Source organism: Trichocoleus desertorum ATA4-8-CV12 (genome assembly GCA_019358975.1).
GTDB classification, from domain to species: Bacteria; Cyanobacteriota; Cyanobacteriia; order FACHB-46; family FACHB-46; genus Trichocoleus; species Trichocoleus desertorum_A.
This window is the reverse complement of sequence record JAHHIL010000005.1, coordinates 87,741-102,034: the sequence shown is the minus strand read 5'-3', so window position 1 is coordinate 102,034 and position 14,294 is coordinate 87,741. Positions and strand designations below refer to the sequence as shown.

Here is a 14,294-nt window from a genome sequence, read left to right as displayed (position 1 = left end):
GGGTTTTAGCGTCAATAAAGCCTGACTCTACCCCAATCTTTCGCTTGTTTCAGTTCATTACTAGCATTGAGAGCTGTCGCTTTCTTCAGGCAGTCTGGCAAACTAACTTCAAGTAGTTATTGAGACCAATCTCAGGCAGTATAACGAGAACTCGCTAGATTTTAGAGTTAAAAAATAGTATCAGAATTCCAGTGACTTAAAGTTCACTCAGAAATTTCGGAGTTAGCTGGATGAGGCGTTGGAAAGTCTATAGGGGGTAGGCGATCGCCTCTAAATACTTCCTCACTCATCTGCCCCAACTCTTGCATCCACTCGGCTAAGGCTTTACCGCCCAACAAGGCTATAAGTAAAGGGCCAGTAGCTAAGCTCAACCAGGGGTTAGGGTTGGCTCTGGATCGATCAGGGTTAGGTCGCTTTGAGGTGGATGGCATAGCAAGGCCCTACAGACTGCTAATCAAGCGTTGAGTTGGAAAACTGTCAGGTTGAGGCGGCTTACTAGTCTTAACTAGCATGTGGTACGCTGCGTCAAAGCTCACCCTGTTATAGTCAGACGGACAAACCAGTTGTAAAGCTTTTTTAGCAATCCTCAGCCACTTTTGGAGCTTGGTATTGCTCTAGTAATACTCTAGTAATAAAAGACTTAAGCTGGTATTTGCACAGCGTCTTAGGATGAGATAGTCTTCGTCAGTATAACGTTTCTGGAAGCGATCGCATCTGTCTTAGAAGTTTAACCAAACTTAGGGGTTTAACCAGGCCAGAGGGCGTTATTCGTAAAAGGCGGGCTGCTCAGTTGAATCAATCCAACGGGTCGGGGCTTTGATGGTGAATGTAAATGAACGGGCTTCAGGTCGTCAGGCCGTCATCGCACAGTGGGTTGTCCGTGCCATTAATTTGCATGGCGTACGGGTCCACGTTAGGTTGCGCGGAAATCTCCTCCATATTCTGTGTGAAGGACCGCAACCTCCGGACTCGGCTGTCGTGATGAGTCGCGTGGTAGAAGCGCTAGCTCAAGCAGATTTGGCTGCCTTGCTGCCTCCCGATCCACATCCGATTTACCAGATTTTCCTCTATGGTCGTGGCTTAGGGAGCGATCGCCCTAGTTGGTCAGAGCCCATCTATCTCAACCAGCTCGATCAGCATTTAGAACAGCTGAAGCATCTCCAACCCCCACCTCCTGATCTCTCTAGCTTTGCCTTACGGCAACCGCCTCTACAATCCCGTGACTCAGCCACGACTGCGCTCAAAGCAGTTCCTACGACTCAGAAAGCCAATAGACCACCCTCTAATAAACTGGCAAGTTCGCCAACAGCAACTCAACCCAAAGCTCCTGCCCCTACAGCTCCTCGCTCTGCCTCGGCAGCAGGTACAGCCCTCTTGGTTCCCAACCGCACTTTAGCAAAGCAAGGTAAACCAGAGGCGATCGCTCGTTATTTGAGTGAAACCCTGGGAGCAATGGGAGTTGCGGTTGAAGTAACGGCTAAGGCGATTCCCTGTACGCCTGATGCTGCCACCGATCACCAGCATCGCAACCAGCGGCTTTGGATTATCTGTGAAGCACCCTACAGCCCCGATCCTGCGACTCTCGCCGAGCCGATCGCGCAAAAGCTCCGAGGTTTGGAACTAGATAGTTTTCGAGACGCTCTAGTTTTTAGTCAGGTCAGCGGTGAGGCTCGACCCGATTGGCGGCTGCAGGTTGACTTAACCCCTCCCGATGAAATGCTCAAAGACTGGGCGCGTTGGGGAGATGTACAAGCGATCGCCCGCCTCCTCAATCGCCCCCTGGCCGTAGAGAAAATTGAAGTGGTAGCAGAGCTAAAAGAATCAACCCTGCATCTACTTTGTAGTATTGCTAACTCGGATGGCAAAAAAACGAGTGAAGCGCCCAGCCGAGCAACGGTAGTCCCGACAATTTCAACTTTACTGGAAGCTTTAGCACCCCAAGGGATTCATGCAGCCACTCTTTACGGGCAGGTGGCGGGTCAGGAAGCGCCTGCTTGGGTAGATTGGCTCAACTTACCTGCGGCTCAACATGGCGCATTAACAGACTCAGCGCTGGTATTGGCGCAACAAGGCGATCGCCCTGCCTTGCAGTTTTTATTGAGTCGCCTACTCAACCCCAACCTCGATCGGCGCTTGGCGACTGGAGGAGTACGCATTCAAGTCCTAGATCGAGAGGATTTGTTGCACATCATGAGCGATGCGCCCGTTTGCCCCAAGCAAAAGCAGGTGGGGCAAACCGTCGCTAAATTTGTGCGGCAACTCAAGATTTCTCACGTAGCAGGCATTCGGGTGTATGGCCGCCGCGCAGGTCAGAAGCGTCCATTGTGGAGTTATGGCGCTGACTTTGCTACCCGCGATCGCCTCGTACCAGAAGCCACTCCAGAGTTTGCCGCTTCAGATGCTTATGTCAATGAGTTATTAACCCAACCCAACGAAATTGGTCTACGCCCTGAGCTAACTTCTGAAGCCCTACAGGCAGCAGTCAGCCAAACGACCCAGCGCGTAACTCAAACGCTGCAACAGATTTTGCTGCGATCGCAGTTATTCCTGCCCAACGATCAACCTTTGGGGCAGCAAGGCAGCTATAAGGCAACAGCAGTGGCTGTTGTTTGGGGTACCTTAGGTCTGCTGTTAACCCTGCAAGCAGACTGGGTCTTGGGGCAAATTCTTCAAGTGAGAACCAATGTAGCCTCGGTAGATGCTCGGCCCACAACTGCATCCGCTAAAGGAGCGGTAGAAGGATCGGCAGAAAGATCGGCCACTCAAGAGTCTGTAGCTACGAAATCTGCGGCCACCCGACCACGTCCTCCCTTAGCTGTGCCTAAACCCCCGGTATCGCTCAAGAAACCTCAGGGGAATGATCAAAAAGTCTTTAATGCATCTGGCTTTACCGAATCAATTACTCCAGTAGAAGCCTTGGCAAATGGCAGTGGAATCGCCCCCAAACCTTTACCCGCAGAACCGCTAAAAACGACTGCCACTTCAGCTGCTATTCTGGCCGCAGCCCGATCGCCTTATCCCACCTTCAACAGTCGTCAATTAGATGAAAAGTTAGCCCTTTACTATCAGCGTCTCGCGGAATCTGGCCCCCCCGACATCTTGGTTATAGGAAGTTCCAGAGCCTTGCGAGGCATTGACCCCGCCGCCCTCCAGAAAGCTTTGGCCACTCAAGGTTACGCTGGCTTGAGTGTGTTTAACTTTGGGGTAAATGGAGCGACCGCTCAAGTTGTAGATGTCATTTTGCGCCAGGTGCTCACGCCTGACCAGATGCCGAAGCTGATTGTGTGGGCGGATGGGGCGCGAGCGTTTAACAGCGGTCGAGTTGACATTACTTACAACGCGGTCGCTGTTTCTGAAGGGTATCGGCAAGTTTTGGCGGGTAAGATCCCTGATACACCGAATGGTGCGGCTTCGAGCGCTGCAACTTCAGTCGCCACAAACAACCTGAGTACTGCAACTCCAGCAGGGACGCCCTCTGATACCAACCAGGCTGTTGGCACTTCTTTGGCAGCTAGTTATCAAGCCTTGAACCAATGGATGAATGAATCCTTGGGTACCTTTTCGGCAACCTATGCCCAGCGCGATCAACTGAAACAGTTATTGCAGCAACAATGGTCAGGTGTGTTGAAGCAAAATCCAACTTTAGAGGAATTACTGGCGACTCAAGGCCAATTTGCGGCAAAATCAGCCTCGCCTAATGCTGAGGGAGTTGAAGCAGATTCACTCCTCTATGCAATCGATTTTGATGGTTTCTTGCCACTGTCTCTGCGGTTTAATCCCGCGACTTACTATCAGAAATACGCCAAAGTTTCGGGAGACTACGATAGCGACTATGATGCATTTGAGTTGAAAGGCAAGCAAATGCAGGCCCTCACGTCTTTGGTGCAGTTTACCCAAGCCCAAGACATCCCCCTAGTTTTTGTGAACCTACCCCTGACCCAAGACTATTTAGATGCTGTCCGGATGGAGCATGAAGTTGAGTTTCGCCAGCAGATGCTCCAGCTAGCCACTGAGAATGGATTTGTCTTTCGAGATTTGAGTCAGCTTTGGCCTGCTGAAAATGACTATTTTTCTGACCCTAGTCACCTGAATCGCTACGGAGCCTACGAAGTCTCAAGCCGCTTGGCTCAAGACCCCCTAATCCCTTGGCCGCGATCGCAAACTTCAACCGCTAACACCCCCTAAACTTTGCCAGTCCCAGATAGCCATTTCTGATGGGACAATTCTGTCGTATCCTCGGCCCAGTTGGTTCTGCTCCTACCCATGACCTTTCTTTCGCTGACCTACGGACTCTTTCTGCTCATCATTCTCGGCATTTACTGGTCGGTTCGGGAACCGTGGTGGCGGTTGTGGACCCTGTTGATTGCTAGCTTGGTGTTTTATGCCTCCTTGCAGGTGGTCTATATTCCCCTGCTGTTTGCGAGTTTGTGGCTAAATTTTCGGGTTGGGCAAGCGATCGGTGAGCCACCCGATTGGCGAATTGAAGACTGGCAGTTCGCGCAACAGGATTGGAATCGCCGTCGAGCTCAGTTATTGTGGTTTGGCATCATCGCCAATGTCCTGCTGCTAGTGGGCTTTAAGTACGTGCCTTTCTTACTCTCCAGCCTAGGAGGTGGGCTAAATTGGGCCGCTGCGCAGCAAAATGCTAGTTGGCTAGACGCAAACCTAGTAGTACCGCTAGGACTAAGCTTCTTTACGTTTGAGTGCATTGCCTACTTGGTCGATGTCTATCGCGGTGCTCCCGCCACCCAGCAATTTCTCAAGTTCTCTGCTTATAAACTGTTTTTTCCCAAGTTGATTTCTGGGCCGATTACCCGGTTTCACCTGTTCGCCACCCAATTTAAAGCACAGCGGTTTCCGAAGCCAGATCAGATAGTAGAAGGGATCTGGCTGATTGCCTGTGGTGCGCTCAAAAAAGGGCTTTTGAGCGACAACATTGGTACTTTTGTCGATCTTTGTTTTGGGAATATCCAGCGGGCGGGTAGCGGTGACTTGTGGCTCGCCACTTTTGCCTACGGCTTGCAACTTTATTTAGATTTCAGCGGCTACGTTGATATTGTCCGAGGCAGTGCCATTTTGCTCGGCTTCAACCTGCCACAAAATTTTGACTTTCCCTACCTCTCCACCAGCATTGCCGATTTTTGGCGACGTTGGCATATGACTCTGGGGGACTGGCTGCGGAACTACCTTTACTTTCCGCTCGGAGGCTCCCGTCAAGGATTACAGCGAACCTGCCTCAACCTGATGATTGTGATGCTGATCGCGGGAATTTGGCACGGAGCCGCTTGGGGCTTTGTGGTTTGGGGAGCCATCCACGGGCTGGCTTTGGTGGTGCATCGACTCACACAGGCTTATAGCGATCGCGTCCCTGCACTCAAAACCTTCTGGCTCAGCATTCCGGGTGGGGTTACTGCTTGGTTGATTACGCAACTGATGGTGTTTACAGCCTGGATTTTCTTCCGCCTCCCCAATTTAAAAGACTCGCTTTGGGTGGTGCAACATCTTTGGGGTCACACAGCGGATGCCCAATTTACCCAAAAGATTTATATAGAAGGGTTAAAAATGGAGCGACCTCAAATCGCCCTATTGTTGTGGTTAATTGTGGCGTTAATGGGCATTGCCTATGCTTTTAGCCGAGGCCTGAAGTTACAAATCAATTGGCCGCTAAAACTGCTGCTAGTCCCGATTAGCTTCTACCTAGTTTGGTTGCTAGCCCCTCAAGGCAGTCTGCCCTACATCTACTTTGACTTCTAGAGCCATCCCTAGGGGGTTCTAAATGAAGCGCTAAAAGCAACTTTAAAACAAGGAAGCCCTGGTCAAATTGATCAGGGCTTCTGTTTATTAAATGCCAGCTAATTTATGTAAGTCGCTGGCGGCTTTTATTTGTTTTTTATTTGTACAATCATCTTCGCTAACTTCTGGCTCCCAGGCTAGGGTTAATCTACCCATTCATTACCCAAGGCTTGTAGGTAGCGGCTTTAGAATCTTTTTATGATTGCTTCGACAAGACTCTAGCTGCGGAAAAAACCAAATAATTATGATACCAAAATTCCTTTACAAAAATTAATTACTCTGTAGTTGAACACTCCCAAGGAACGAACATTATTTAACAACATTGAGGAGAGAAATTAGGTTAAACCTATATATTAGGTAGCCAGGTTTTGGCCCCCTTAACTGCTTCATCTCAATACATCCAAGCAAGTTAAAGGCTCTCTCCACACAGAGGGCGCTTTTTTCATTAGGCTAGAAATAGAATCGGGTGACGTTACAAGAGGCTACCTGGACGAGGTGAGTACCTTTTGCGGCCTGAGCTTCACTCACAAGCGATCGCCAGAATTTTTGTGAGTCGAGCAACTGCAACCGTTATGATTTGAGCTTGGATGAATTTAGGAGGCAGTCCCACGGTTTACGCACGTCCCTTAGCTCGCTTAATTGAGCAACTACAACGCTTACCAGGTGTGGGGCCTAAAACCGCGCAACGGCTCGCTTTACATATTCTCAAACGTCCAGAAACAGAGGTCCAAGCACTTGCTCAAGCTTTGATGGAAGCAAAGCAACAGATTGGCCTGTGTTCTGTCTGTTTTCACCTGTCGGCTGAACCTGTTTGTGAAATTTGTCGCACCGCAAATCGCGATCGCACTACGCTCTGTGTCGTAGCCGATTCACGAGATGTGATTGCGATCGAAAAAACCCGAGAATATCGCGGTAAGTATCACGTATTAGGCGGCTTGATCTCACCGATGGATGGAATTGGCCCCGACCAACTCTACATCCATCAATTGGTGCGGCGAGTCAGCCAGGATAAGGTTCAAGAAGCCATTCTAGCCATTAGCCCTAGTATTGAGGGTGAAACGACCACCCTCTACGTCGGCCAGCTATTGAAGCCGTTTACAAAAGTGACTCGGATTGCCTTTGGCTTGCCAATGGGGGGCGACCTAGAGTATGCCGATGAGGTGACGTTGGCAAGGGCACTAGAGGGCCGACGAGAGTTGGACTAGAAGTAAGTTTATGGCACTAAAACGGTAGGCGATCGCCCCTCACCCACCTGCCATAAACTACTTCAGCTTTTGCTTAATGAAGGTGACAATCTGCGTTAGTTGTTTCTTCAGCCCATCAATTTCTGTCTGCATCTTGGCAATCTTCTCATTCAGCGCTTGAATCTCAGCAGCCGATGCTCCTGACTCTGTAGGTGCTGCTGCGGTTGCTGTGGGGGCTGCGGCTGCGGGGGCTGGTTGTACCCGTGGCAGTTTTGCTTTAGCCATTGAGGCCTTAATCGCTTCAATTAGCTCTTTCTGCTCAAAAGGCTTTTCAATAAATTCGAAAAACTCAAAAGGCTCAGGGATTTTCTCGGTCACTTCTTCGCGACGCCCTGACATCACCACGAGGGGAATGCTTTGTAAATCGGATTGATTCTGAATCTGTTGAAATACTTCCCAGCCACTCATCCGGGGTAGCAGAAAGTCTAGCATGATCAGGTTTGGCCGTTCTTGCCGGATTAAGTTAAGACCTTCAACCCCATCTTTTGCTTCGAGAACTTCAAAGTTACCTTTGGGTAACATATCTCGCACTCGCATCCGGATGACTCTGCTGTCATCGATAACTAGGATCTTGTGACTTGCCACAACTGACTCCTTAGGGGGTGACTCAAGGTTTAGTGAAGATTTGGATTATTATTTCTCGACCGTCCTGCTGTTTGATCCTGTCGGAGGATAACCTTAGGTGAAGAATTAATCAATGCACAGTTAAGTAGAGAAATTTGGTATACATCACTCAAGTGATGTTGAGTACAGGCATAGTGGTAATTCTATGACACCATAAACCAGCGTAGCTTCTGCAAGTGAAATTACTCTAATTTCGGCTGGGTTAAACACCTGTCTGGTGATGTTGGCACAGGACAGGCATTCTAATATGCCCAAAATCTCCCCAAAATTAATCTAAAAGCAAAAGCGATCGCGCTACCGTTGACTTTCGCATAGATTGCGTTTTGGTGACTGCCGCTATTATCAGTGACGCGAAAAGTCAAAATTGCAATTTCGATAACAAGTTCTAGAATTTGTAATCAGACGACCTGAACTCGCTAACCCCTGGCTGGAGCCACCCAAGTTTTATGCCTGCCGAAGTAGAGCCAACCCTACAACCAACCCTACAGCCAACTTTACCGACCCCATCTGCTGCTACCCGTCGAGCTGAGATTACCAGCATGCCCGAATGGCTCCGGCGTCCGGTGGGTAAGGCTAGTGAGATTTCTACGGTTCAAAAGATTATCAAGCAGCGGCAGATTCACACAATTTGCGAAGAGGGACGCTGTCCGAATCGGGGAGAGTGTTACGCCCAAAAAACGGCAACCTTCCTGCTGATGGGGCCTATCTGTACTCGTGCCTGTGGCTTTTGTCAGGTGGATAAAGGCCATGCCCCGATGCCACTTGACCCTCAGGAACCAAAGAAAATTGCTGAATCAGTTAAGTTACTAGGGTTAGAGTATGTAGTACTGACCTCAGTCGCGCGAGATGACTTGCCCGATCAAGGAGCGAGTTGGTTTGCAGCTACGATGGCAGCGATTCGCAAAACGAACCCCAAAACTCAAATTGAAGTGCTGACCCCTGATTTTTGGGGTGGCCGAGCGGCTGATTTAGAGGCAGCAGAGATGCAGCGGCAGCGAATTGCTAAAGTGGTTTCGGCTCAGCCTGCTTGCTACAACCACAACATTGAAACAGTGAAGCGCTTACAAGGCCCAGTCAGACGTGGTGCAAAGTATGAGCGATCGCTGCAAGTCCTGCAAGTGGTGAAAGAGCTAAACTCCCAGATTCCGACCAAGTCTGGCTTAATGTTGGGGCATGGCGAAACCGAATCAGAGGTGATACAGGCCCTGAAGGATTTGCGGGCCATTGATTGCGATCGCCTCACCCTGGGTCAATACATGCGCCCATCTCTAGAACACTTACCCGTCCAAAGATATTGGACTCCCGAAGAATTTGAGCACTTAGGGGCGATCGCCCGTGAAATGGGGTTCTCTCATGTGCGCTCTGGCCCCTTAGTGCGTAGTTCTTACCATGCTGGGGAAGCGGTTTAGCCAGCCTAAGGGTTTAGTAGGGAAGTCCCTCGCGGGATTGAGAAAAATCTTCGCTAAAGCAAAATAAAATCTTCCTACTGGCGCGTGTGTTCGACCCAGGCTCTTTGGTATCTCTGTTTAGTAGAGTTACACAGACACAGTCGAGTTACACAAGGAGCTTGTTTAATGAACGCTCAATCAATGAAATCATCTGTTAAAACCAAAGCAGTTGTGGATGAGTCTAAGCCCCCTTATCCATACCGCACTATTGTTAGCTTGGTTCTCTTAGCTGGCAATTTCTTGGTTGCAGCTATTTACTTCCGTGCGATCAACCCTTAGTGGTCTCAGACTTCTGCTTTGGTTCGGTTTTGGTCTACTTAGGTTAGGCGCTAGTGTTACTCAAATTGTGCCCTTAAATAAGCCTTGTGGCCGCACGAGTAGCACTAGCACCATGATTAATAAAGCTACTCCTAGCTTGTATTCGGTGGGTAGCCAGTAAGTGCTAACTTCTTGGGCCACCCCAATAATCAAAGCACCCGCGATCGCGCCATAAGGATTACCAATCCCGCCTAGGATGACTGCGGCAAACATGGGCAAAATCAGAAACCAGCCCATGTTAGGACGCACGGCGGTAATTAGACCGTACATGCCACCCCCCAAGGCGGTGAGGCTACCCGCAATCACCCAAGTCCAGATTACGACTTGGTCTACGTTAATTCCCGACACCCGGGCTAAATCGATGTCATCCGCCACAGCTCGCATCGCTTTACCGATTTTGGTGTTTTGTAAGAGGTAGTGCAGGCCCAAAATCACTAAAATCGCTAGCCCCACAACAATCAGGCGATAGTAAGCAATTCGAATCCCAAAAAGGCTGACGGCAGAGGCGACTGGTAGGTCGTAGTTTTGATTCCCACCGCCCCAGAACAAAATAATGCCGTTGCGAAGAAATAGGGCTAGACCAATGGAAATGATGATTAGGGTGGTGGAAGAAGCTCGGCGATCGCGCATAGGCGACCACAACAGTTTTTCGATGAGCAACACTGCCAAAATAGTCCCGACCACGCCCAGGACTACGGCCAGCCAAATGTTAAGCCCAAAACCGTTAGCTAAGAGCGTGAGGTAGGCTCCTAGCGTCAGAAAATCACCGTGGGCAAAGTTAGCTAAGCGCAAAATTCCATAGGTGAGTGTCAGACCGACAGCTGCCAGAGCAATGATGGAGCCGACTGCAATGCCATTCACAAGGAGTTGAGCCAACTGCTGACTGAGGAGCTGACCCGACAGCTGAGCCAATAAATGCATAGTTTGGGTAACCGTCACATGTTCTATCGCTCTGATTGTCCCTAAACCAGAGCCGTTTGCAAAGCTAACTCAGCCACCAATCTCAATTACCAACGATTAAAGGGATGCTTGGCTAGATTAGCGTTGTAATAACGAGGGTCATGGGAAACTTCTTCGCCAGCCCAATTGGGTAAGGTAATAGCTTGGTCCGCATCGCTCAGTTCAACTTCCGCCACCATTAACCCTTGGTTGTCGCCAGCAAACTCATCCACTTCCCAAATTAAGTTGTCCCAAGCAACTTTATGGCGAGTTTTTTCGATTAGAGGCGGCTCACAAAGATGATTGAGCATGGTTTCTGCGTCGGCTAGCGGAATACTGTACTCAAACTCCGAGCGAGAATAGCCAACCGTGGGGCCTTTGATCGTGATGAAACCGCGATCGCCCGCAATTCGGATTCGCACCGTTTTAGTGGCGCTAGAAGAAATGTAGCCTTGGCGATAGCGGGTGCTGCTCAGCAAAGTGGGATCAGAGCGCTGCTGGAATTGCTGCCACTCTTCCGGTTTAACGAGAAATTTACGTTCGATTTCAGTAGCCATTAGCCAGATAGTTGTTGATTGAGGTAAAGAAATGCCTCAACTTCTGCTGGGGTCGGTTGAGCGGCGATCGCGCCTGGTCGTGTGGTGGTTAAAGCTCCAACCGCACTGGCGTAGGTGACGACCTTTTTGGCTGTTTCGGGATCGCTGAGGCTTTGCAGCCCATTTTGAGCCACTTGATGCAGAAACCCAGCGACAAAGCTGTCACCTGCGCCTGTCGTGTCTTCTGATTCCACCTCAAAGGCGTTTAAGTGACCTTCATTCCCGCCCAAGTAATAAGCGCAGCCCTTGGCTCCAGCCGTCACTAGCACACTCTCGGTGTTCCCCAGACGATGGGCGATCGCGCCGGGATCACTAGTGCCGAATAGCCACTCCGCTTCTTCGTCCGCGAGCTTGAGAAAATCAACTCGCTTTAGCAAATCTTGAATCATGGCAGGCGCAATTTCTGGATCAGGCCAGAACATGGGTCGCCAGTTTACATCCACTAAAGTCTTGACATAATGCTGCTCTGCTAACTGCAAAGCCCGTTCTGTAGCGGCTCGGCTCTCTGGGTAGGCTAGCTCCAAGGTGCCTAACACCAAGAAATCAGCTGCCTCAAACAGCTCAACTGGTAGCTGGTCAGCTTGCAGGTGAGTATCGGCAAATTCTGCCGTATCTAGATCCCCAAAGCCAGAAAACATGCGATCGCCTGTCTCTGAACGCAACACATAAACTTGGCGCGTAGGAGCGGTGGGATGCTGCTGCACTCCCCTGGTGTCCACGCCCACAGTTTGCAACAGTTGAACCAAACTGGCTCCTGGCTCATCTTGACCGACACAGCCGACGAACCCAGCTGTGGTGCCGAGCTTAACCAGCGCACAAGCGACGTTAGCTGGAGCCCCACCAGGATAGGGAGTCCAAGACTCTACTTGCTCTAGCGATCGCCCCAATTGATTCGCCAAGCAGTCAAATAAAATTTCGCCAAGACAGAGGACTCGCGGGTGAACCACACCAACACTCCTTCTTCATTTCTCCAAGCCTATCAAACACCGCCTTTTAGTAGCGGTCTTTAGCCAAATTGCCGCTTTCCCAAGAAACTGCAACTGAGCTAAGTTAGAGCCTTATACAAGTAACAGACCCGACTGTCAGGAACCACCCTAGACGCCTATCATCATCAGAAAATTGGGTCTGAAACCCCGTGCTTCTAGCACGAGCAGAAAACTTAAGTCGTGAGGCTTGGGAATCACCGCACTTCTAGGGTGGTGAGGATGTCAAAGGGGCGAATTTCACTTTTCTCGCGGGTCAGAGCTTAATCAGTGGCCTCCTGGATCTGAGCTGCCACCCGCTCTCCAAATTCTGAATCTGTATTGGCTAAGCCCAATAGTTGCAGATATTCGGTTTTGGTGAGTCCTACGGTCGCAATAATTTCTAGGGCTTCAGTTTCTATATCGCGTTGAACTTGCAGAGATTCGGATTCAGTTTCGGCTCCCTGTAGCTCACCTTCCCGGCGTTCAATCAGATCCAGTACTTGCAAAAAAGCATGGACAAACTGATTCACCTTCTCGGACGGAATATCGTTTGAGTCTGGGCTGGTGCGACTAGATGCAGAGGGCTCTGTCGATAGTTCTAGCCCCTCGGAAGCTGCGGATAATGATTCTGCCCAGGCGATCGCGGGTATGCTCTCCACAGAAATTAGCAAAACCACGACCATCACCAAGGCCAGTAATCTAGCCCGGACAAAACTCCGTAAAAGTTGCATCCAGCCGCACGTCATAACGCGGGAAAGCCAGATCAGGATACAGCGCCCACTAAGCTAGGAGTGAGTGGCTCTGCCAAGGATGGTTCATATTCGGGCCAGGGAGAGCGTAGGCTAATCCAGAGAATGTAACGTTGGTCAGCAGGGGCCGTATTGCGATCGCTGATGCAAGTAATAACTGCCTGGATACCTCGTTGCGCAAGAGCACAGCCTAAGCTGTAGGCATGATTGCGCCGATGGGTACTAAAAGTTCGAAAGTGACGAAATAGCTCATTGCTGTAGCACATGCCTTCATGCACGGCATCGTTGTGCCAAAACTTGAAGTACGAGGAACTTTGCTGCTCAGTGACGACCAATGGTTGCATAAAAACGTTTACCCTCAGGCAAGAATGTAGCGTTTGGCATTGGAGTTAAAAAATTCTTTAAATATGGATGCTTATTGAAATCAAAAGGTTAACGGCAGGAGCCTTGAACCTCCAATTTCATTGAATTCAAGCTTGCGAAAACAGCGGAAGAACCCACTGACGGTTTTTAGGTAGAAGCCTAAGTTTTGCAATCAACTGATCGCAAACTCGCAATAGCGACTCACTACTCTAAATCAACTCACCAAGACCAGGACACACACCTTAGGAAGGCCACGTTACGGCAGGGAACTAAACAAACATCGAAGTAGGTTAAACACCTAGGCGATGGGGAAACTAAATGACACTTGGTAAGTTCCTACTCTAAATTACCTCATCTAGAGTAAAAAAACATCGGAAAGCACCAGTGTATCAACCGCTACACTGGTGCTTTCCTCACCATAAATTCAAGTTTCTTCGAGCGATCGCCGTAAAAATTTGAAAGAACTTTACGCGAGTTCACGATTATTCGCTTTGTTATATGCTTGCAGCCGTTTGCCCCTCTTTAGGAGGAGAGATCAAAAATTAGTCATGTAACCCTCTGAAACTGGGGTGTTTATGAAAATTACCTCTAGAATTAGAGTAGGAATAAGTAAATATACACGGATAGGGATAGGTTATGTCTGGTGTCGGGTCTCAGAACCACGGAGTCCTCTCAGACCGAGAGTTGCAAGTGATTGAACTAGTGGCTGCTGGCTTGACTAACCAGGAAATCGCAGAAAAATTGGCCATTAGCAAACGCACGGTTGACAACCATATCAGTAATATTTTGACTAAAACCGCTACAGAGAACCGAGTAGCACTCGTTATGTGGGCATTACAGTGGGGTAAGGTTTGCCTCAATAATGTGAACTGCTGCCCTTTACCTTCTGCCAACGACGAAGTAATTAGTTAAACGTAAGTTTTAGACAAAAATGCAAGCTGCTAATCAGGAACAGTTAAGGCATGAATTTTACAATCCCACTTTACCCCTAGCTGTATACCGAGAAATTGTGGCTCACCTCCATCAGGTTAGTGGAGTCAAAGCGGGACTGATCCCTCAATCAGCCAAAGAGTTTGATTACACCTATAGTCAGGTGGGCGGCTTGTGGTTAGAGTATCCACCGGAAGGTGACCAACCTGAGCTGAGTCGAGCAATGCGACGACGGATTGATCAGATTTTGGCCTACTATAGCGATCGCTATGGTGCTTGGAAAGCCCAGCAAGATTGACAATACTTTTTGTAATTGGAACCTGAG

General features: G+C 49.4%; 14 protein-coding genes. 7 read left to right on the top strand and 7 right to left on the bottom strand.

Features of this window, described 5'->3' with window-relative positions:
• Positions 1–203: 203 nt before the first annotated feature.
• On the bottom strand, positions 204–431 hold the full coding sequence (locus KME12_07225) for a hypothetical protein (protein MBW4487565.1): 228 nt from the start codon (positions 429–431) through the stop codon (positions 204–206).
• A 388-nt stretch (positions 432–819) separates the two neighbouring features.
• Between KME12_07225 and KME12_07220 the strand changes: the two genes are divergently transcribed.
• From KME12_07220 to recR, 3 genes are all read left to right on the top strand, one after another.
• Positions 820–4,185, top strand: a complete 3,366-nt coding sequence (locus tag KME12_07220) for a hypothetical protein (protein MBW4487564.1) — start codon at positions 820–822, stop codon at positions 4,183–4,185.
• A gap of 78 nt (positions 4,186–4,263) precedes the next feature.
• Positions 4,264–5,754, top strand: coding sequence for an MBOAT family protein (locus KME12_07215; GenBank protein MBW4487563.1), 1,491 nt, complete (start codon positions 4,264–4,266; stop codon positions 5,752–5,754).
• A 626-nt stretch (positions 5,755–6,380) separates the two neighbouring features.
• The gene (gene recR / locus KME12_07210; GenBank protein MBW4487562.1) at positions 6,381–6,998 is read left to right on the top strand and encodes a recombination mediator RecR; all 618 of its coding nucleotides are present in this window, start codon (positions 6,381–6,383) and stop codon (positions 6,996–6,998) included.
• Positions 6,999–7,055: 57 nt separating this feature from the next.
• On the opposite strand, the gene KME12_07205 is transcribed toward recR, so the two are convergent.
• The gene (locus KME12_07205) at positions 7,056–7,622 is read right to left on the bottom strand and encodes a response regulator (protein MBW4487561.1); all 567 of its coding nucleotides are present in this window, start codon (positions 7,620–7,622) and stop codon (positions 7,056–7,058) included.
• Between the two features lie 485 nt (positions 7,623–8,107).
• On the opposite strand from KME12_07205, the gene lipA reads away from it, so the two are divergent.
• Both lipA and KME12_07195 read left to right on the top strand, forming a co-directional pair.
• Positions 8,108–9,070, top strand: a complete 963-nt coding sequence (gene lipA, locus KME12_07200) for a lipoyl synthase (protein ID MBW4487560.1) — start codon at positions 8,108–8,110, stop codon at positions 9,068–9,070.
• Positions 9,071–9,250: 180 nt separating this feature from the next.
• Positions 9,251–9,388 carry a photosystem I protein PsaX gene (locus KME12_07195; protein ID MBW4487559.1) on the top strand — a complete coding sequence of 46 codons (138 nt, stop codon included), beginning with the start codon at positions 9,251–9,253 and terminating at the stop codon, positions 9,386–9,388.
• A gap of 60 nt (positions 9,389–9,448) precedes the next feature.
• Here the strand turns inward: KME12_07195 and KME12_07190 are convergent, their stop codons facing one another.
• From KME12_07190 to KME12_07170, 5 genes are all read right to left on the bottom strand, one after another.
• Complete coding sequence (locus KME12_07190; protein ID MBW4487558.1) at positions 9,449–10,348, bottom strand: branched-chain amino acid ABC transporter permease; 900 nt, start codon at positions 10,346–10,348, stop codon at positions 9,449–9,451.
• A gap of 86 nt (positions 10,349–10,434) precedes the next feature.
• Positions 10,435–10,923: a CYTH domain-containing protein gene (locus KME12_07185; GenBank protein MBW4487557.1), complete on the bottom strand. Its 489-nt coding sequence runs from the start codon at positions 10,921–10,923 to the stop codon at positions 10,435–10,437.
• Positions 10,923–11,909 (bottom strand): carbohydrate kinase, encoded by a 987-nt coding sequence (locus tag KME12_07180; GenBank protein ID MBW4487556.1) that lies wholly within the window; start codon positions 11,907–11,909, stop codon positions 10,923–10,925. Before KME12_07180 ends, KME12_07185 begins: the two co-directional genes overlap by 1 nt.
• A gap of 299 nt (positions 11,910–12,208) precedes the next feature.
• Positions 12,209–12,610, bottom strand: a complete 402-nt coding sequence (locus KME12_07175; protein MBW4487555.1) for a DUF4168 domain-containing protein — start codon at positions 12,608–12,610, stop codon at positions 12,209–12,211.
• 80 nt (positions 12,611–12,690) lie between these two features.
• Positions 12,691–13,020: a hypothetical protein gene (locus KME12_07170; GenBank protein MBW4487554.1), complete on the bottom strand. Its 330-nt coding sequence runs from the start codon at positions 13,018–13,020 to the stop codon at positions 12,691–12,693.
• Positions 13,021–13,675: 655 nt separating this feature from the next.
• On the opposite strand from KME12_07170, the gene KME12_07165 reads away from it, so the two are divergent.
• Positions 13,676–13,951, top strand: coding sequence for a helix-turn-helix domain-containing protein (locus KME12_07165; GenBank protein MBW4487553.1), 276 nt, complete (start codon positions 13,676–13,678; stop codon positions 13,949–13,951).
• A 19-nt stretch (positions 13,952–13,970) separates the two neighbouring features.
• Positions 13,971–14,267, top strand: coding sequence for a hypothetical protein (locus KME12_07160; protein MBW4487552.1), 297 nt, complete (start codon positions 13,971–13,973; stop codon positions 14,265–14,267).
• Positions 14,268–14,294: the final 27 nt, after the last annotated feature.

Bases quoted from the DNA above. Each gene is read 5' to 3' on its own strand.
- KME12_07225 (MBW4487565.1), bottom strand. From the start codon at position 431: ATGCCATCCACCTCAAAGCGACCTAACCCTGATCGATCCAGAGCCAAC.
- KME12_07220 (MBW4487564.1), top strand. From the start codon at position 820: ATGGTGAATGTAAATGAACGGGCTTCAGGTCGTCAGGCCGTCATCGCA.
- KME12_07215 (MBW4487563.1), top strand. From the start codon at position 4,264: ATGACCTTTCTTTCGCTGACCTACGGACTCTTTCTGCTCATCATTCTC.
- recR (MBW4487562.1), top strand. From the start codon at position 6,381: ATGAATTTAGGAGGCAGTCCCACGGTTTACGCACGTCCCTTAGCTCGC.
- lipA (MBW4487560.1), top strand. From the start codon at position 8,108: ATGCCTGCCGAAGTAGAGCCAACCCTACAACCAACCCTACAGCCAACT.
- KME12_07195 (MBW4487559.1), top strand. From the start codon at position 9,251: ATGAAATCATCTGTTAAAACCAAAGCAGTTGTGGATGAGTCTAAGCCC.
- KME12_07190 (MBW4487558.1), bottom strand. From the start codon at position 10,348: ATGCATTTATTGGCTCAGCTGTCGGGTCAGCTCCTCAGTCAGCAGTTG.
- KME12_07185 (MBW4487557.1), bottom strand. From the start codon at position 10,923: ATGGCTACTGAAATCGAACGTAAATTTCTCGTTAAACCGGAAGAGTGG.
- KME12_07175 (MBW4487555.1), bottom strand. From the start codon at position 12,610: ATGGTCGTGGTTTTGCTAATTTCTGTGGAGAGCATACCCGCGATCGCC.
- KME12_07170 (MBW4487554.1), bottom strand. From the start codon at position 13,020: ATGCAACCATTGGTCGTCACTGAGCAGCAAAGTTCCTCGTACTTCAAG.
- KME12_07165 (MBW4487553.1), top strand. From the start codon at position 13,676: ATGTCTGGTGTCGGGTCTCAGAACCACGGAGTCCTCTCAGACCGAGAG.
- KME12_07160 (MBW4487552.1), top strand. From the start codon at position 13,971: ATGCAAGCTGCTAATCAGGAACAGTTAAGGCATGAATTTTACAATCCC.